Source organism: Microbacterium sp. Cr-K20 (genome assembly GCF_000708325.1).
In the GTDB taxonomy this organism is placed as follows: domain Bacteria; phylum Actinomycetota; class Actinomycetes; order Actinomycetales; family Microbacteriaceae; genus Microbacterium.
Genome location: NZ_JARE01000050.1, coordinates 102,619 through 119,402, shown reverse-complemented (window position 1 = coordinate 119,402; position 16,784 = coordinate 102,619). Strand labels below are relative to the sequence as shown.

Sequence of the window (16,784 nt, the reverse complement as noted above, 5' to 3'; positions counted from 1 at the left end):
CCCCTCGGCCTCCAGCCTAGCGAGTGGACAGGTGCGAATGGATGTTCTGGGCGAGCACGGGCCCGATTCCCTGCACTTCTTCGATCTGTCCCGGTTCGGCTGCGCGCAGCGCCGTCACCGAGCCGAAGTGCTTGAGCAGCACCTTGATGCGGGATGCCCCGAGCCCCGGCACCTCGGCGAGCACGGAGGAGATGTCGTTGCGCCGTCGCTTGCGCTGGTGCGTGATCGCGAAGCGGTGCGCCTCGTCACGAAGACGCTGCAGCAGATAGAGCGCCTCGCTGGTACGCGGCAGGATCACCGGGAAGTCGTCACCCGGGAGCCACACTTCCTCCAAACGCTTCGCGATTCCGCAGACCGCGATCTCGGTGTGCCCGGCGTCACGGAGGGCCCGGGCCGCTGCTTCCACCTGCGGTTGCCCACCATCGACGAGCAGGAGCTGCGGCGGGTAGGCGAATCGCGGCTTTCGCCGCGCGGTCGCCTCTCCCACGTCTTCTCCGACGACTGCCTCGGTCGTCGGATCGATGACCTCCGGTTCCTCGGGACGATCGAGGTAGGCGAGCCGACGACGAAGCACCTGGTACATCGAGTCGGTGTCATCCGTCGTCTCGGCGATGTTGAAGGAGCGGTACTGGTCCTTGCGGGGAAGACCGTCCTCGAACACGACCATCGATGCCACGACGTTCGTTCCGCCGAGGTGCGAGATGTCGAAGCACTCGATGCGCAGCGGGGCTTCGGACATCCCGAGAGCCTCCTGCAGGTCGGTGAGCGCCTGAGTACGGGCGACGTAGTCGCTCGTACGCCGGGTCTTGTAGCGGATCAACGCCTGCTGCGCGTTCAACGTCGCGGTGCGCATGAGGTCTGCCCGCTGCCCGCGCTGCGCGACCGCGATCTCGACCTTCTTGCCGCGACGTTCGCGCAGCCAGACTTCGAGCTCGGCAGCGTCGTCCGGAAGGGTCGGGACGAGGATTCGGCGAGGGACGTCCTGCGCCTCGCCGTATGCCTGCTGCAGCACCTGTTCGACGAGATCACCACTCGAGATGTCGATCTCCTTCTCGATGGTCAGCGCACGCACACCGCGTACCCTGCCGCCGCGGATCACGAAATGCTGCACAGCTGCCGCCAGCTCATCCTCGGCGATGCCGAAGAGATCGGCGTCCTCGTCGGCGGGGAGCACGAGTGCGCTCTTGCCCAGAACTGCTTCGATCGCCGAGAGCTTGTCCCGGTACTTCGCCGCCGCCTCGTAGTCCATCGCCGCCGAGGCAGCCAGCATCCGCTTGGTGAGCTCCCGGGTGAAGCGCTCATCACCGCCGGCCATGAACGCCACGAAGTCATCGACCATGGCCCGGTGCTCCTCGATGCTCACCGTCATAGAGCAGGGGCCGCCGCACTTGCCGATCTGCCCGGGGAAACAGGGCCTGCCGGTCTGCATCGCGCGCTTGTAGCTGGAATCGCTGCAGGTGCGGATCGGGAACGCCTTGATCATCAGATCGATGGTCTCGTGCACCGCCCACACCTTCGGGAACGGGCCGAAGTACCGCGCACCGGGGATCTTGCGATTGCGTGTGACGATCACCCTGGGCGCTTCGTCGGCGAGCGTCACCGCCATGAAGGGATACGACTTGTCGTCTTTGTAGCGCACGTTGAACGGCGGATCGAACTCCTTGATCCACATGTACTCCAGCTGCAGCGAGTCGACGTCCGTCGACACGACCGTCCATTCGACGGATGCCGCCGTCGTGACCATGCGCCGGGTGCGTTCGTGGAGCGTACGCAGCGGGGCGAAGTAGTTCGACAGGCGCTGACGCAGGTTCTTCGCCTTGCCGACATACAGCACCCGCCCGGACGCATCACGGAAGCGGTACACGCCGGGATCGGTCGGGATCTCCCCCGGCCGCGGCTTGTACGGCAGCACGTCGGCCATCAGCTGGCCTTCCGCGCGGCGCGCCCCTCACCCAGGATCTCGCCGAGGAACAGCCCGGTGTGGCTCGCCTCGACGCGTGCGATCTGCTCCGGGGTTCCGGTGGCGACGATCTGGCCGCCGCCGGAACCGCCCTCGGGGCCGAGATCGATCACCCAGTCGGCCGACTTGATCACATCGAGGTTGTGCTCGATGACGATCACAGTGTTGCCCTTGTCGACCAGTCCGTTCAGCACCTCGAGGAGCTTGCGGACGTCTTCGAAGTGCAGACCTGTCGTCGGCTCGTCGAGCACGTAGATGCTGCGTCCGTTGCTACGACGCTGAAGCTCGGTGGCGAGCTTGACGCGCTGTGCTTCACCGCCGGAGAGCGTCGTCGCCGACTGTCCGAGTCGGACGTAGCCGAGCCCGACGTCGACGAGTGTCTTCATGTAACGGTGGATCGCCTGGATCGGCTCGAAGAACTCCGCGGCCTCCTCGATCGGCATCTCGAGCACCTCGGCGATGTTCTTGCCCTTGTAGTGCACGGCCAGCGTGTCGCGGTTGTACCGCTTACCGTGGCAGACCTCGCAGTCGACGTACACATCGGGCAGGAAGTTCATCTCGATCTTGATCGTGCCGTCGCCGGAGCATGCCTCGCAGCGGCCACCCTTGACGTTGAAGCTGAAGCGACCGGGCTGATAGCCGCGGACCTTCGCCTCCGGTGTCTCGCTGAAGAGTGTGCGGATGCGATCGAACACGCCCGTGTACGTGGCGGGGTTCGACCGCGGGGTGCGGCCGATCGGCGCCTGGTCGACGTGGACGACCTTGTCGAGGTTGTCGAGTCCGGTCACACGCGTGTGCTTGCCGGGGACCGTGCGAGCCCCGTTCAGCCGCGACGCGAGCACCTGGTACAGGATGTCGTTCACGAGCGAGGACTTGCCGGAGCCGCTGACACCGGTGACGGCGGTGAGCACACCCAGCGGGAAGTCGGCCGTGACGTTGCGGAGGTTGTTGGCCCGAGCGCCGACGACGCTCAGCATCCGCTTCTTGTCGATCTTGCGGCGCTTCGTCGGCATGGGGATCTCACGGCGACCCGAGAGGTACTCCCCCGTCATCGAGTCGCTGTCGTCGAGCAGAGCCGAATACGGACCCGAATGCACGACCTCGCCACCGTTGACGCCGGCGCCGGGGCCGATGTCGACCACCCAGTCGGCCGCTTCGATCGTCTCCTCGTCGTGCTCGACGACGATGAGGGTGTTGCCGAGGTCGCGCAGCTTCAGCAGCGTGTCGATGAGGCGCCGGTTGTCACGCTGGTGGAGTCCGATCGACGGCTCGTCGAGCACGTAGAGGACACCGGTGAGGCCGGAGCCGATCTGCGTGGCCAGGCGGATGCGCTGCGCCTCTCCACCGGACAGGGATCCGGCCGAGCGGCTGAGGTTGAGGTAGGAGAGTCCGACCTGGAGCAGGAAGTCGAGGCGCAGGCGGATCTCGCGCAGCACCTGAGCGGCGATCTTGGCCTCACGGTCGGTGAGCGTGAGCGTCTCCATGAACGCGCGGGCGTCGGCGAGGCTGAGGTGCGAGACTTCGGCGATGGAGTGTCCGTGCACCTGCACGGCCAGCACCTCGGGCTTCAGACGATTGCCGTCGCAGACCGGGCACGGCACTTCGCGGAGGTACTCGCCCCACCGGCTGCGCTGGTTGTCGGACTCCGCCTGCAGATACTGCCGCTCGATGTAGGGGACCACGCCCTCGAAGCCGGAGGCGTAGCGCATCTCGCGTCCGTAGCGGTTCTTCCACTTGACGGTCACCTTGTAGTTCTCGCCGCGCAGGATCGCGTTCTGCACATCGGAGTGCAGCTTGCGCCACGGGGTGTCCAGCGAGAAGTCAAGATCGCGGGAGAGTCCCTCGAGCAGGCGCTCGTAGTACTGGAAGAGGCCCTTGCCCTGAGTGGTCCAGGGGATGATGACGCCCTCGCGGATCGAGAGGTCTTCGTCACCCAGCATCAGGTCGACGTCGACCGACATGCGGGTGCCGAGCCCGGAGCAAGCCGGGCACGCACCGAACGGCGCGTTGAACGAGAACGTGCGGGGCTCGATCTCGGTGAGCGTGAGCGCGTGCCCGTTCGGGCAGGCCAGCTTCTCGGAGAACGTCTGCCATGCGTCGTCGCCCTCGCCGTCGACGTAGTTGATCTGCACCACTCCGCCGGCGAGACCGAGCGCGGTCTCGACCGAATCGGTCACGCGGCCGAGGATGTCGTCAGACGCCACGAGGCGGTCGACGACCACCGCGATGTCGTGCTTGTAGCTCTTCTTGAGCGTCGGCGGCTCGGCGAGTTGGACGAGATCTCCGTCGACGATGGCACGCGAGTAGCCCTTCGCACCCAGTTCGCGGAACAGGTCGACGAACTCGCCCTTCTTCTGGGAGACGATCGGTGCGACGACCTGGTAGCGGGTGCGCTCCGGAAGTTCCATGAGCTGATCGGCGATCTGCTGCACGGTCTGACGCTGGATGCGTTCACCGCATTCGGGACAGTGCGGGATACCGATGCGCGCCCAGAGCAGGCGCATGTAGTCGTAGATCTCGGTGATCGTGCCGACGGTGGACCGCGGGTTGCGGTTGGTCGACTTCTGGTCGATCGAGACGGCCGGGCTGAGGCCCTCGATGAAATCGACGTCGGGGCGGTCGACCTGCCCGAGGAACTGGCGCGCGTACGCGCTCAGCGATTCGACGTAGCGACGCTGCCCCTCGGCGAAGATCGTGTCGAACGCGAGACTCGACTTGCCCGACCCGGACAGGCCGGTGAACACGACCAGCGAGTCGCGGGGGATGTCGATGTCGACGTTCTTGAGATTGTGGACGCGGGCACCGCGGACACTGAGTTTTCCTGGGGAAGCAACGGGGACGATGGGCACCGAACAAGTCTACGAGGGACCACGGACATCGGCTCCGACTCCGGCATCCACTCCGGTCTCTCCCCCGCCCGAGGCCGTGTGCGCCGGCTCGCCGTCCGACTGCTTCGCCGCCCGCAGAGCGAGGAGCACACCCATGACCAGGGCCGCGGCCGCGACCGGCGCGAGCCACTCCGTTCCACGGTCGACACCGCTCGGAGCGAGCAGCCACATCGCGAACACCAGCGGCTGCGACAGGAGCTGCACGATGCCGAAACGCAGGAAGGTCGGCCGGAGCACCCGCACCGCGAGGCGCGACCTCAGCGGCACAACCAGGCTCAGCGCGGCGAGGACGTGGATCGCGTGCACGAGTAGGAGCGCAAGAGCCGTCCGCCCCGGGGACGGCTCCGTGAGGATCACCCCGAACGGGAGGCATGCCGCAGCCGCCCACGCCGCGAGTGTGCGCGGGATGACGACGGCGACGACGACCGCGACCACGGCGATCGCCTGCCAGAGCGGGAACGGGACCAGCGTCACCGCCCCGACCGCGACCACGCCGACCAGCAGCAACCGGACCGTGACCCCGGGTACGGCACCCGGCACCCGAATCTGCCGGATCGCGCGACTCATCGTCGCACCGCCCTCATCCGCTGCTGGCGCAGGTCCGCCAATCGCATGGCGGCATCGACGTCGGGCGCCGCCCACGACACCACCTCGATGCCCGCATGGCGCAGCTCGGTCAGGATGTCGGTGCGCTCCGCGAGGACGGTGCGCAACGCGATGTGCTGCTCCCGAGTGAGGCGTGACGCGTCCGGCGTCGGAAGGACGTCCACCGCGACGACGGCGTGGCCGGACGCTCGCCATCGGGTCGCCAGCTGGGCAGCCACCCCGTCGAAGAAGGTCGAGAGCACGAACACGATGGAGCCGGAGGGAACGACGGGTGATCGGCGATAGGGCGAGCCGTCGGTACTCGGACCGGTCGCGGCGATGACATCGCGCACCCGGGCGAGGTGTCGTGCTCCTCCGCCCGAAGGGATGCTCCGCCCGCCGCTCGACAGCGCGTGGTAGGCGATCCCGTCGCCCGCGCCGACGGCCGTGGTCGCGATCGACAAAGCCGCTTCTCGGGCGAGGTCCAGCGAGGTCACGCCGGACCGGTCGGGGTCGGCGGCGCCCCAGCCCGCGACCACGACACCGAGATCCTCTGCCGTGTCCACCGCGATGACGACCGACGAATCGCTCAGGGTGTTGTTCCGTCGCACGAGGAGCTCGCCGGGCCGCTGGGCAGCCCGGGCAGTGGCCCGCCAGTCGACGCGGCGCAGCTCGTCACCCGGCGCGAACGGATGGATGTCGCGGAAGTCGCCACCCTGCCCCGGGCGTCCGCCCTCATGAGCGCCTTGAAGCCCGGTGAGTCGCGGTGCCACGGGGAGTCCCGCGAGCCGGAGTACGCGCGGCGGCGTGTTCCACCGGATACCGGCGACCGGAGCCTCCTCCGTGATCCAGGCGCCGTCCTGCGCCACGCACCGCGCCGTCACGCTCAACAGATCCAAGGGGCCGGAATGCTGAAGGCGTGTCCTCGTGGTGACCACGGATCGACCGACGCCGACATCTGCGAGTCGCTGCGGGCCCTTGTCCTGCGCGACGGCGAGCTGCACCCAATCCGCATCGACGTGGATGTCGACGTCGCCCCATGCCTCCGCCTGCTCACCACCCACGCCGGCCTGCGCGCGCAGTTCGACCCGCAGATCGGCCGTCGCAGGCCGGCGCACCAGCATCCAGGCCGTCGTCAGCGCGAGAGGCAGGCCGATGCCGATGATGTCCGGCCGCGAGAAGGCGAGCCCCGCCGCGACGAGCAGCGCCGCCCCGGCCACACCGATCGCGACGACGGGGGTCCGCCGCCAGCGGAGAGTCGTGCGCTCGGAGACGCGGATCGGATCGGTCATCGCACCGCGGAGACGGTCGGCGGCACCGACGTCTTCGCGACGACCGCCGCGACGACCGCTCGGGGATCCACGCCCTGCGCCCAGGCCTGCGGGGTGAGGGTGAGGCGGTGCGCGAGCACGGGCTCCGCGATGCGCTTGATGTCGTCCGGTCGCACATACGCACGTCCGTCCAGTGCCGCGAGAGCGCGTCCGAGCAGCACCAGGGACTGCGAGCCGCGTGGAGAGGCGCCCACCGACACGTTCACCGCCTCGCGTGTGGCGCGGACCAGCTCGACGCAGTATCGGGCGACGTCCGCGTCGACGTGGATCCGTTCCACCGCTCGCTGGATCGCCAGCAAGCCGTCGCCGTCGACGACCGGTTCGACGGACACATCGGGCGACTGTCGTCGCACCCGGTCCAGGATGATGCGGGTCTCGTCGTCCGCGTCCGGATATCCGACCGAGAGTCGCACCATGAAGCGGTCGAGCTGGGCCTCGGGAAGCGCGTAGGTCCCCTCGTACTCGATCGGATTCGATGTGGCGATGACGTGGAACGGCCGGGGCAGTGGGAAGCTGTTGCCCTCGACGGTGACCTGACGCTCCGCCATCGCCTCGAGCATCGCCGACTGCGTCTTGGGGGTGGTGCGGTTGATCTCGTCCGCCAGCAGCAGTCCGGTGAAGATGGGCCCCGGCCGGAACGGGAACTCGCCCGTCGCCGGCGCGTACACGTACGACCCTGTGACGTCACCGGGGAGCATGTCGGGAGTGCACTGCAATCGCCGGAAGTCCAGGCCCAGCGCAGAGGCCAGGCTCCGCGCTGCAAGTGTCTTGCCGAGTCCCGGGACGTCTTCGAACAGCACGTGACCACCGGCGAAGATCGCGGCCAGGGCGATCGTGACCGGCTCGTCCATGCCGACGACGACTGCGCCGACGCTCTCCCGCACTCGACGCCCGAGAGCGGCGATCTGTGTGACGTCTTCCGTGTTCATCGGTTCTCCTCTGTGCCGACTTTCGCGGCGGTCTGGGGGTCTGAGTTCGCGGGGACCTCGGTGGTGATGCGCTCGACCACGTCGAGGACCCGCTCGAGATCGGCAGCCTGAACCTCGCGATTGTGCAGAGAGTCACGTACTCCTGGCCCGAGGAGCGCGTCGATCGCGGCGTGTTGAGCGGGGTCGTCGAGGTCGAGCCCCCGGTGGGCCAGTCGTCGCCGCAGCACGTTCTGCACCCGACGGACGACCACGTGCCCGGCGACACCGGTGCGCGAGTTGATCGACCAGGCGAGCCGAGACACCTCGGAGCCGCGCTCCGCACGTCGGCGTCGCTCCGGGGGCCAGAGGGAGGCTTCGTCGAAGAAGACCTGACGGCTCACGAGCGCGATCGTCAGCACGATCAGCAGCCAGGACGCGGCGAACAGCGTCGGCACGCCGAGTGCGCCGAGCAGCACGAGGACCACGGCCGCGACAGCCGCCCCGACTCCCAGGAGAATCAGCCGTCCCTTCATCGCCACCCCGCCTGGATGCCACGTAGACACGCTGCTGCCGTGGCGCGGTCGCGTTCCTCCGCGACGAGACCGCCGAAACGGACCTGTTCGTACAGTCCGAGCAGCGCGACGACGTCAGCCGCGATTCCCGCGCGGCGTCCGATGATCCGGACCGTGAACTCGGACGGCGTCTCGTGCGGGGCCCGACCGGCACCGGCATCCGTCGCCGATTCCTCCAGACCGACCCACGCGGCGACGATGCTGTCACCCGGCGCCGGGTCGACATCGATCGTCCGCAGCGCTTCGTCGATCCCTCTTCGGATGATCGCGGCGTCGGGCTCGGCATCCGTCCCGGCGATGACCACGCTCATCGCGTCGACGGCGGCCGCCTCGCGCCTCTCGAGCGGTCGATCTCGCCAGAGTCCGCGCAGGTAGCGGACCAGCATGCGCGCGCCGAAGAACAGCAGCGTCAGCACCGCGATCGCGACGAGGACCGCCAGGATCACCTTGAACAGTGGCGATTCCTCGGTCTGTTCCATCGGCCCGGGCGTCATCTCGGCGGGCGCCGGCTCGGAGGTCCCGACGTCGACGAGTTCCGTTCCACCGCCCGGCAGCGGGCGGAACTGCGGAAGGCCCTGCTGCGCTGCTACGAACATGACGACGGCGAAGAAACCCGCGACTGCGACGAGAGGCAGCAGAACCCGGAGCACGCGCGAGCCGCCGACGCGCCGGTCCCCGGAAACCGGGGCTTCGTGGCGCGACATGACTCCACCCTAGGACGCGACTCCCGAGGAATCCGTCGTCGGGACGCGAGCCGCGCTCGGCGGAGTCGGTCGGACTCAGCCGAGATCGGGACGCCGCCCGGCGAACGGACCGAGGCCGTCGCGGAGTGCGGCGACCTCATCGATACCCATGCCGACCGCCGCCATGACCTGGTGCGGAACGTCTACAGCCCGTTCGCGCAGCGCCGCGCCCGCCGCGGTCAGGGTGATCTCCAGACGCCGCTCGTCCTCACTGCTTCGCTGTCGGGCCACGAGGCCTTCTGCTTCGAGCCGCTTGACCAGGGGCGATGCCGTCGCGGGTTCCAGAGCGAGATCCAGAGCGAGATCGTTCAGCGTCCGCGGCGCCCGCTCCCACAGGGCGAGCATCACGAGGTACTGCGGGTGCGTGAGACCCAGAGGCTCGAGGATCGGGCGGTAGAGGGCGACGACGTTGCGCGCCGCGGTCACCAGGGCGAAGCACAGCTGGTTCTCCAGCTTGAGCAGGTCGTCTGTAGCCGTCACAACCTCGACTATACATCTGCACTAATCATTAGTACACTAAGCAACATGGCACAGGACCCGGACCGCCCACCCCTTCGCACCCGCATTCGCGAAGCAGGTGGCCTCTATTCCTGGGTGAACACCAATCTCATCCGGCTCGCCGGTCCTGCCTCCGTCGGCCCGTATGAGAAGACTCCCCCACCGAGCGCCGCAGAACGCGCCGAACGCGCGTGCCCGCTGTGCGGCGCCCCGATGACGCAGCACGAGATCGACCGCTCGGGTCCCAAGCCTCTGATGCACTGCCCGTAGGGTCAGTCCTGGTTGGATCCATCGGTCGCCGAGCCGGAGGACTCGCGCGCGACGTCGAGCCAGAACATCAGACCGCCGTCGTCCTCGATGACCTCGGGCGAGACGTCGAGCCATCCGGATCCCATCGTGCGCGAGCCCATCACCGCCCGGGCGACACCCGTGCGCGTCACGAGCGCCGCTCCGTTCTCGTCGTCGACACGCACCAGAAGCACGCCGCCCGGCCGCGCTCCGAGAAGGATGCGCCCGTCGTCGAGGAAAGCCCGGGTTCCGAACATCCGCCGCTCCTCGATTCCGACGTCGGCGCTCAGCAGCGCCCGGATTCGATCGGCCAGCTCGTTCCCCGCAGCATCCATGGTCCGAGTCGCGCCTTACGCGTGCCCCGCGCGTTCCATCGCCCGCAGCTCCTTCTTGAGGTCTTGCACCTCGTCGCGCAGGCGTCCGGCGAGCTCGAATTTCAACTCCGCGGCTGCCGCAAGCATCTGGTCGGATAGATCCTGGATCGTGGCTTCGAGCTGTTGCGCTCCCTCGGCCGCGATGCCCGTGCGACGCAGGTTGGGCGTCGGCGACTTGCCCTTGCCCGATGCGCGACCACGGCCCGACATCATCTCCGCCGTGTCTGCGCCTTCGCGGGCGAGCACCTCGGTGATGTCCGCGATGCGTTTGCGGAGGGGCTGCGGGTCGATGCCGTGCTCCTTGTTGTACGCGACCTGCTTCTCGCGGCGACGATCCGTCTCCTCGATCGCCTTCGCCATCGAGTCGGTCATCTTGTCGGCGTACATGTGCACTTCGCCCGAGACGTTTCGGGCGGCGCGACCGATGGTCTGGATGAGTGAGGTCCCCGACCGCAGGAAGCCCTCCTTGTCGGCATCCAGGATCGCCACGAGCGAGACCTCCGGAAGATCGAGACCTTCACGCAGCAGGTTGATGCCGACCAGCACGTCGTACACGCCGGCACGCAGCTCACTGAGGAGTTCGACACGACGCAGCGTGTCGACATCGGAGTGCAGGTAGCGCACGCGCACACCGTGCTCCCCGAGGAAGTCGGTCAGCTCTTCGGCCATCTTCTTCGTGAGGGTCGTGACGAGAACCCGCTCGTCCCGCTCGACGCGGACGCGGATCTCCTCCAGCAGGTCGTCGATCTGCCCCTTCGACGGTTTGACGACGATGTGCGGGTCGACCAGACCGGTGGGACGGATGATCTGCTCGACGATGCCGTCGGCGATCCCCATCTCGTATTTGCCGGGCGTGGCCGACAGATAGACGGTCTGTCCGATCCGGTTTTTGAACTCGTCCCATCGCAGCGGACGGTTGTCCATCGCGCTCGGCAGCCGGAAACCGTGATCGACGAGGGTGCGCTTGCGGGACGCGTCTCCCTCGTACATCGCGCCGATCTGGGGCACGGTGACGTGCGACTCGTCGATGACCAGCAGGAAGTCGTCGGGGAAGAAGTCGAGCAGCGTGTGCGGCGGCTCCCCCGGCATGCGCCCGTCCATGTGACGCGAGTAGTTCTCGATCCCCGAGCAGAAGCCCAACTGCTGCAGCATCTCGAGATCGAACGTGGTGCGCATGCGCAGACGCTGCGCCTCGAGGAGCTTGCCCTGCCGCTCGAACTCGGCCAGGCGCTCTTCCAGCTCGTGCTCGATGGTGCCGATGGAACGCTGGATCACATCGGTGCCGGCAACGTAGTGAGACGCAGGGAAGATCGGGACGGCGTCGAGTTTCTCGATCACCTCGCCCGTGAGCGGGTGGAGCGAGTACAGGGCCTCGATCTCGTCGCCGAACAGCTCGATACGGATGGCGTGCTCTTCGTAGACGGGGATGATCTCGATCGTGTCGCCGCGTACCCGGAAATTGCCCCGTGAGAAGTCGACGTCGTTGCGGTTGTACTGCATCGCGATGAACTGGCGGATCAGCGCGTCGCGGTCGTATCGCTCCCCCACCTGCAGGGCCACCATGGCGCGCAGATACTCTTCGGGAGCGCCGAGTCCGTAGATGCAGGAGACGGTCGAGACCACGATCACGTCGCGACGGCTCAGCAGCGAGTTCGTCGTCGAATGCCGCAGCCGCTCGACCTCGGAGTTGATCGACGAGTCCTTCTCGATGAAGGTGTCTGTCTGTGGAACGTAGGCCTCTGGCTGGTAGTAGTCGTAGTACGAGACGAAGTACTCGACGGCGTTGTTCGGCATGAGCTCGCGGAATTCGTTGGCCAGTTGGGCCGCGAGCGTCTTGTTGTGCGCGAGCACGAGCGTCGGTCGCTGCACCTGCTCGACGAGCCAGGCCGTGGTCGCCGACTTTCCGGTGCCCGTCGCGCCGAGCAGCACGACGTCGGTCTCGCCCGCGTTGATCCGCGCCGCCAGGTCGGCGATCGCCGCCGGCTGGTCGCCGGCGGGCGCGTACTCGCTGATGACCTCGAAGGGGCGGACACTGCGCGTGGGTTGCATACCTCCAGCGTATGCCGCCCCTCCGACATCGAGGCCGTCAGGCGACGATGGTCGCCGTCTTCACGTGCCCGGGTAAGGTCACCGGTGTCGGATGCGCTCCCAGAGCGCGTCGGTCTGCTCGTGCGTGCGCTCCAGGGTTCCTGCCGTGTCGATCACGACATCCGCGATGGCGAGCCGCCTCTCGTCGGAGACCTGAGCGTCGACCCTCTCCTGCGCCGCTTTCTCTTCCATGCCCCGCAGCTCGGTCAGCCGCTGGAGCCGCACCGCCGCGGGGGCGTGCGCGACCACGATCAGGTCCCACGGATCGTCGACTCTGGCCTCCACCAGCAGGGGGACGTCGTAGACGACCACGGCATCCGCATCAGTAGTGAACGCCGCATCGAATCGGCGCTGCGACTCCTCCCGAACGGCGGGGTGCACGATCGCGTTCAGCTGAGCGAGCAGCTCGGGGTCTCCGAAGACCTTCGCACCCAGGGCTGCGCGGTCGAGCGCGCCCTCGCCGTCGATCATCGATGCTCCGAACGTCTCCGCTATTCGCTCCAGCACCGGCGAGCCCGGCGCCTGCACGTCGCGGACGATCTGGTCGGCGTCGACGATCACCGCACCGTGCTCCGCCAGTCGCCGGGCAATGGTCGATTTCCCCGAGGCGATGCCGCCGGTGAGCGCGATGAGTGGCATGTCGCCAGTCTATGTTTCGATCCGATCGATGCTCAGCGGGCGAGCAGCTGGCGCCGCGAGCTGATCACGCCGGTGTCGAACCCGGCGAGGTGCAGACCGCCGTGGAATCGCGCGTGTTCGATCTTGATGCAACGATCCATCACCACCGACATCCCTGCCGCCTCGGCGACCGCCGCAGCGTCTTCATTCCATGAGCCGAGCTGCAGCCAGAGCGTCTGCGCGCCCGCCTCGATCGCCTCCTGCGCGACACCCGGAAGGTCGTCGTGCCGGCGGAACACATCCACGATGTCGGGGACGACGGGAAGGTCGCTCAGCGACGCGTAGACCGGCTGCCCGAGGATCTCGGTCTCGCGCGGGTTGACGAGGTAGACGTCGTACGACGTGCTGGAGAGCAGGTATGTCGTCACGAAGTACGACGCGCGTGCCGGATTGTTCGACGCCCCCACGATCGCGATGGACTTGGCTCGCCGGAGCAGACCGAAGCGCTCTTGCGGACTCGGCCCCGCCCAGGTCCGCTCAGGGTGAACTGCCTGTGCGCCGGGCAGCGTACAGGCCACCCCGTCCGACTCCGCCGGAACGGCGCAGGAATCCGCGGCGGTCGTCTGCGTCTCGCTCATCGGTTCGCTCCCGTCGCGGTCGTGAGGGCCTGGTCGAGGTCCCAGATGATGTCTTCGACGTCTTCGAGGCCCACCGAGATGCGGATCAGGTCGGGGCGCACGCCCGCGGCGACGAGCTGCGCCTCGGTGAGCTGGCGGTGCGTCGTCGAGGCCGGGTGGATCACGAGGGTGCGAGCGTCGCCGATGTTGGCGAGATGCGAGGCGAGCTGCAGGTTCTCGATCAGCGTCTCCCCCGCTTTCCGGCCATCTTCCGCCGCGACGCCGAACGCGAACACCGAACCGGGGCCGAGCGGCAGGTACTTCGCCGCCCGATCGTGGTGCGGATGCTCTTCGAGACCCGCCCACGTCACGTAGGCGACCCGGGGATCGGAGGCGAGCCAGTCCGCGACGATGCGCGCGTTCGCGAGGTGCGCGTCGATGCGCTGCGGAAGCGTCTCGATGCCTTGGAGAAGATTGAAGGCCGACTGCGGGCTGAGTGCCGGGCCGATGTCGCGCAGTTGCTCCGAGCGAAGCTTGGTGAGGAATCCGTACTCCCCGAAGTTGTCCCACCATTTGATGCCGCCGTAGGAGTCCACGGGCTCGGTCATCTGCGGGAACTTGCCATTGCCCCAGTCGAAGGTGCCCTTCTCGATGACGACGCCGCCGAGGGTGGTGCCGTGCCCGCCCAGGAACTTCGTCACGGAGTGGATCACGATGTCGGCACCGTGCTCGAGCGGACGCGCCAGGTACGGCGTGGCGAGCGTCGCATCCACCACGAGGGGAACCCCGGCCTCGTGGGCGACGGCGGCCAGTCCTTCGATGTCGGCGATCTCCCCGGACGGGTTGCCGATCATCTCGACGTAGACGACCTTGGTCTCCGGACGGATGGCCGCCGCATAGTCGGCAGGGTCGGAGGACGCGACGAACGTCGTCTCCACGCCGAACCGTCGCAGCGTCACGTCGAGTTGCGTCACGGTCCCGCCGTAGAGCTGAGCCGCGGCGACGACGTGGTCACCGGCCCCGACGAGCGCCGCGAACGTGATGAACTCGGCGCTCATGCCCGACGCGGTCGCGACGGCGCCGATGCCGCCTTCGAGCGAAGCCAGGCGCTCCTCCAGCGCGGCGACCGTGGGGTTGCCGATCCGCGAGTAGATGTTGCCGTACTTCTGCAGAGCGAACAGATTCCCGGCATCCGCCGCATCCTCGAACACGAACGAGGTCGTCTGGTAGATCGGCACCGCCCGGGCACCGGTGGCCGCGTCAGGCGTACCGCCGGCGTGCAGGGCTCTGGTGCGAAATCCGAAGCGGTGTTCTTCCGTCATGCTGTCCTCAGTTCGGCGGCGGCGAGCACGTCGGCGATATCATCGACGGCCCAGGGGTTCTGGAGCGATGTGGTGTCCCCGAGGGGGCCGGGGTCGCGGCCGGCTCTGCGATCCTGTTCGGCCTCCCACAACTGTGCCAGGAGTCTGCGCATGATCTTGCCGGAGCGGGTCTTCGGCAGGTCCGGCACGATCACGATGTGCTTCGGCTTGGCGACAGGGCCGATGGCGTGCGCGACCTGCGTGCGCAGGTCGGCTGGCGTGATCTCTGCCCGGCCGGACGGGGTCACGAAGGCGACGACAGCCTGCCCGGTAACCGGGTCGGAGACTCCGGCGGACCCGGCCTCACCCACGGTGTCGTGCGCGACCAGTGCCGATTCGATCTCGATCGTGGAGAGTCGGTGTCCCGACACGTTCACGACGTCGTCGAGCCGGCCGAGGATCCAGATGTATCCGTCGGCGTCCCTGGTCGCTCCGTCACCGGCCACATAGAACCCGCCGTGCTCGCCCCGTCCGGCGAACGCCGACCAGTAGGCGTCGCGATAGCGGGCGGGGTCGCCCCACACGGTCCTGGCCATTCCGGGCCAGGGTCTGCGGACCACGAGGGTGCCCGAGCGGCCGGGCGCGACCTCGTCGCCCCGCTCGTCCACCACCGCCGCATCGATGCCCGGGAGCGGGACCGAGGCAGAGCCCGGCTTGAGGGCGGTGACTCCCGGGAGCGGGGCGATCATCGCCGCGCCGGTCTCGGATTGCCACCAGGTGTCGATGACGGGCAGTTCGTCGCGGCCGAAGTTGCGTCGGAACCACACCCAGGCTTCCGGGTTGGTCGCCTCCCCGACGGTGCCGAGCAGTCGCAGGGTGGAGAGGTCGTGGCCCTGTGGCAGCTCCGCACCGAACCAGGTCATGAACGTGCGGATCAGAGTGGGCGCCGTGTAGTAGACGGTCACCCCGTAGCGCTCGATGATCTCGAGGTGGCGTTCCCGGTGCGGTGCGTCGGGAGTTCCCTCGTAGACGACTTGCGTGAGTCCATTCGACAGCGGACCGTAGATCTCGTAGGTGTGCGCCGTGACCCACGCGAGGTCTGCGGTACACCAGTGCACGTCGTCGGGCTTCGCGTCGAAATGGGCCCAGTGCGCCCAGCTCGCGTGCGTCAGGTACCCGCCGGACGTGTGCACCAGCCCCTTCGGCTTCCCCGTCGTGCCGGACGTGTAGATGATGAAGAGCGGATGCTCGGCGTCGAAGGATTCCGCCTCGTGCTCCGGCGACGCCGTGTCGACGACGTCATGCCACCAGACGTCGCGATCGTCCGTCCAGGGGACGTCCTGACCGGTGCGGCGCAGGACGAGGACGTGCTCGAGGTCAGGAAGATCCGCCGCGGCGACGTCGGCCGTCGACTTCACCTCGGTGGCGGTGCCGCGGCGATACTGACCGTCACTCGTGACCAGCAGCTTCGCGCCGGTGTCAGCGAGACGGAACCGCACGGCTTCGGCCGAGAAGCCACCGAAGACGAGCGAATGCACGGCGCCGATCCGCGCACAGGCGAGAGTGATCACGATAGTCTCGACGAGCACGGGGAGGTAGATCACGACGCGGTCCCCGGGACGGATGCCGAGAGCTGTGAGCGCGTTGGCGGCCTGCGACACGCGGCGCTGCAGATCGGCGTAAGTGACCGAGAGGCGGTCGCCCGGCTCCCCCTCGAAATGCAGGGCCACCTTGTCGCCGCGTCCGGCGTCGACGTGACGGTCCACGCAGTTGACCGCGACGTTGAGTCTGCCGCCGACGAACCAGCGCGCCGCCGGAACGGCATCGCCGACCGGCGGATCCCATTCGTGGGCGGTGCGCCACGGCTCGGACCAGTCCAGGCGGCGCGCGGCCTCTTCCCAGAACGCGATCGGATCCGCGGCGGCGCGCGCATACGCCTCCGCGGTGACGTTCGCGTCGCTGAATCCGCCGCCGGGCGCGTACATACGCGACTCCTGCAGTCGAGCCTCGGTC

Annotated in this window: 15 protein-coding genes; 1 reads left to right on the top strand and 14 read right to left on the bottom strand. The window is 68.0% G+C overall.

Annotated elements, in window-relative coordinates:
• Nucleotides 1-16: 16 nt before the first annotated feature.
• From uvrC to GZ67_RS0111330, 8 genes are all read right to left on the bottom strand, one after another.
• Nucleotides 17-1,921, bottom strand: a complete 1,905-nt coding sequence (gene uvrC, locus GZ67_RS0111365) for an excinuclease ABC subunit UvrC (protein WP_029261616.1) — start codon at nucleotides 1,919-1,921, stop codon at nucleotides 17-19.
• Nucleotides 1,921-4,809, bottom strand: a complete 2,889-nt coding sequence (uvrA, locus tag GZ67_RS0111360; RefSeq protein ID WP_029261615.1) for an excinuclease ABC subunit UvrA — start codon at nucleotides 4,807-4,809, stop codon at nucleotides 1,921-1,923. Before uvrA ends, uvrC begins: the two co-directional genes overlap by 1 nt.
• A 9-nt stretch (nucleotides 4,810-4,818) precedes the next feature.
• Nucleotides 4,819-5,415 (bottom strand): hypothetical protein, encoded by a 597-nt coding sequence (locus GZ67_RS0111355; RefSeq protein WP_029261614.1) that lies wholly within the window; start codon nucleotides 5,413-5,415, stop codon nucleotides 4,819-4,821.
• Complete coding sequence (locus GZ67_RS0111350; protein ID WP_029261613.1) at nucleotides 5,412-6,725, bottom strand: DUF58 domain-containing protein; 1,314 nt, start codon at nucleotides 6,723-6,725, stop codon at nucleotides 5,412-5,414. The genes GZ67_RS0111355 and GZ67_RS0111350 overlap by 4 nt, the downstream gene beginning before the upstream one ends.
• Nucleotides 6,722-7,693, bottom strand: coding sequence for an AAA family ATPase (locus GZ67_RS0111345; RefSeq protein ID WP_029261612.1), 972 nt, complete (start codon nucleotides 7,691-7,693; stop codon nucleotides 6,722-6,724). The genes GZ67_RS0111350 and GZ67_RS0111345 overlap by 4 nt, the downstream gene beginning before the upstream one ends.
• Complete coding sequence (locus GZ67_RS0111340) at nucleotides 7,690-8,205, bottom strand: hypothetical protein (protein ID WP_231481782.1); 516 nt, start codon at nucleotides 8,203-8,205, stop codon at nucleotides 7,690-7,692. Before GZ67_RS0111340 ends, GZ67_RS0111345 begins: the two co-directional genes overlap by 4 nt.
• Nucleotides 8,202-8,948, bottom strand: coding sequence for a DUF4129 domain-containing protein (locus tag GZ67_RS0111335; protein WP_029261610.1), 747 nt, complete (start codon nucleotides 8,946-8,948; stop codon nucleotides 8,202-8,204). Before GZ67_RS0111335 ends, GZ67_RS0111340 begins: the two co-directional genes overlap by 4 nt.
• Before the next feature lie 75 nt (nucleotides 8,949-9,023).
• Nucleotides 9,024-9,467, bottom strand: coding sequence for a MarR family winged helix-turn-helix transcriptional regulator (locus GZ67_RS0111330; RefSeq protein WP_029261609.1), 444 nt, complete (start codon nucleotides 9,465-9,467; stop codon nucleotides 9,024-9,026).
• Between the two features lie 45 nt (nucleotides 9,468-9,512).
• Here GZ67_RS0111330 and GZ67_RS20435 point away from each other — a divergent pair, with 45 nt between their 5' ends.
• Nucleotides 9,513-9,755 carry a hypothetical protein gene (locus tag GZ67_RS20435; RefSeq protein WP_081859978.1) on the top strand — a complete coding sequence of 81 codons (243 nt, stop codon included), beginning with the start codon at nucleotides 9,513-9,515 and terminating at the stop codon, nucleotides 9,753-9,755.
• 2 nt (nucleotides 9,756-9,757) lie between these two features.
• Here the strand turns inward: GZ67_RS20435 and GZ67_RS0111325 are convergent, their stop codons facing one another.
• The 6 genes from GZ67_RS0111325 to acs all read right to left on the bottom strand — a co-directional run bounded on the left by GZ67_RS0111325 (nucleotide 9,758) and on the right by acs (nucleotide 16,756).
• Entirely contained in the window at nucleotides 9,758-10,108 is a 351-nt protein-coding gene (locus GZ67_RS0111325; protein WP_029261608.1) for a TfoX/Sxy family protein, read from the bottom strand.
• A 15-nt stretch (nucleotides 10,109-10,123) separates the two neighbouring features.
• The gene (uvrB, locus tag GZ67_RS0111320; RefSeq protein WP_029261607.1) at nucleotides 10,124-12,196 is read right to left on the bottom strand and encodes an excinuclease ABC subunit UvrB; all 2,073 of its coding nucleotides are present in this window, start codon (nucleotides 12,194-12,196) and stop codon (nucleotides 10,124-10,126) included.
• 78 nt (nucleotides 12,197-12,274) lie between these two features.
• On the bottom strand, nucleotides 12,275-12,874 hold the full coding sequence (gene coaE, locus GZ67_RS0111315; protein WP_029261606.1) for a dephospho-CoA kinase: 600 nt from the start codon (nucleotides 12,872-12,874) through the stop codon (nucleotides 12,275-12,277).
• Between the two features lie 32 nt (nucleotides 12,875-12,906).
• The gene (locus tag GZ67_RS0111310; protein ID WP_081859977.1) at nucleotides 12,907-13,491 is read right to left on the bottom strand and encodes a CoA-binding protein; all 585 of its coding nucleotides are present in this window, start codon (nucleotides 13,489-13,491) and stop codon (nucleotides 12,907-12,909) included.
• Nucleotides 13,488-14,792: an O-acetylhomoserine aminocarboxypropyltransferase/cysteine synthase family protein gene (locus GZ67_RS0111305; protein ID WP_029261604.1), complete on the bottom strand. Its 1,305-nt coding sequence runs from the start codon at nucleotides 14,790-14,792 to the stop codon at nucleotides 13,488-13,490. The genes GZ67_RS0111310 and GZ67_RS0111305 overlap by 4 nt, the downstream gene beginning before the upstream one ends.
• Nucleotides 14,789-16,756 (bottom strand): acetate--CoA ligase, encoded by a 1,968-nt coding sequence (gene acs / locus GZ67_RS0111300; protein ID WP_051662497.1) that lies wholly within the window; start codon nucleotides 16,754-16,756, stop codon nucleotides 14,789-14,791. Before acs ends, GZ67_RS0111305 begins: the two co-directional genes overlap by 4 nt.
• Between the last annotated feature and the right edge of the window lie 28 nt (nucleotides 16,757-16,784).

Bases quoted from the DNA above. Each gene is read 5' to 3' on its own strand.
- uvrC (WP_029261616.1), bottom strand. From the start codon at position 1,921: ATGGCCGACGTGCTGCCGTACAAGCCGCGGCCGGGGGAGATCCCGACC.
- GZ67_RS0111355 (WP_029261614.1), bottom strand. From the start codon at position 5,415: ATGAGTCGCGCGATCCGGCAGATTCGGGTGCCGGGTGCCGTACCCGGG.
- GZ67_RS0111350 (WP_029261613.1), bottom strand. From the start codon at position 6,725: ATGACCGATCCGATCCGCGTCTCCGAGCGCACGACTCTCCGCTGGCGG.
- GZ67_RS0111345 (WP_029261612.1), bottom strand. From the start codon at position 7,693: ATGAACACGGAAGACGTCACACAGATCGCCGCTCTCGGGCGTCGAGTG.
- GZ67_RS0111340 (WP_231481782.1), bottom strand. From the start codon at position 8,205: ATGAAGGGACGGCTGATTCTCCTGGGAGTCGGGGCGGCTGTCGCGGCC.
- GZ67_RS0111335 (WP_029261610.1), bottom strand. From the start codon at position 8,948: ATGTCGCGCCACGAAGCCCCGGTTTCCGGGGACCGGCGCGTCGGCGGC.
- GZ67_RS20435 (WP_081859978.1), top strand. From the start codon at position 9,513: ATGGCACAGGACCCGGACCGCCCACCCCTTCGCACCCGCATTCGCGAA.
- GZ67_RS0111325 (WP_029261608.1), bottom strand. From the start codon at position 10,108: ATGGATGCTGCGGGGAACGAGCTGGCCGATCGAATCCGGGCGCTGCTG.
- uvrB (WP_029261607.1), bottom strand. From the start codon at position 12,196: ATGCAACCCACGCGCAGTGTCCGCCCCTTCGAGGTCATCAGCGAGTAC.
- coaE (WP_029261606.1), bottom strand. From the start codon at position 12,874: ATGCCACTCATCGCGCTCACCGGCGGCATCGCCTCGGGGAAATCGACC.
- GZ67_RS0111310 (WP_081859977.1), bottom strand. From the start codon at position 13,491: ATGAGCGAGACGCAGACGACCGCCGCGGATTCCTGCGCCGTTCCGGCG.
- GZ67_RS0111305 (WP_029261604.1), bottom strand. From the start codon at position 14,792: ATGACGGAAGAACACCGCTTCGGATTTCGCACCAGAGCCCTGCACGCC.
- acs (WP_051662497.1), bottom strand. From the start codon at position 16,756: ATGTACGCGCCCGGCGGCGGATTCAGCGACGCGAACGTCACCGCGGAG.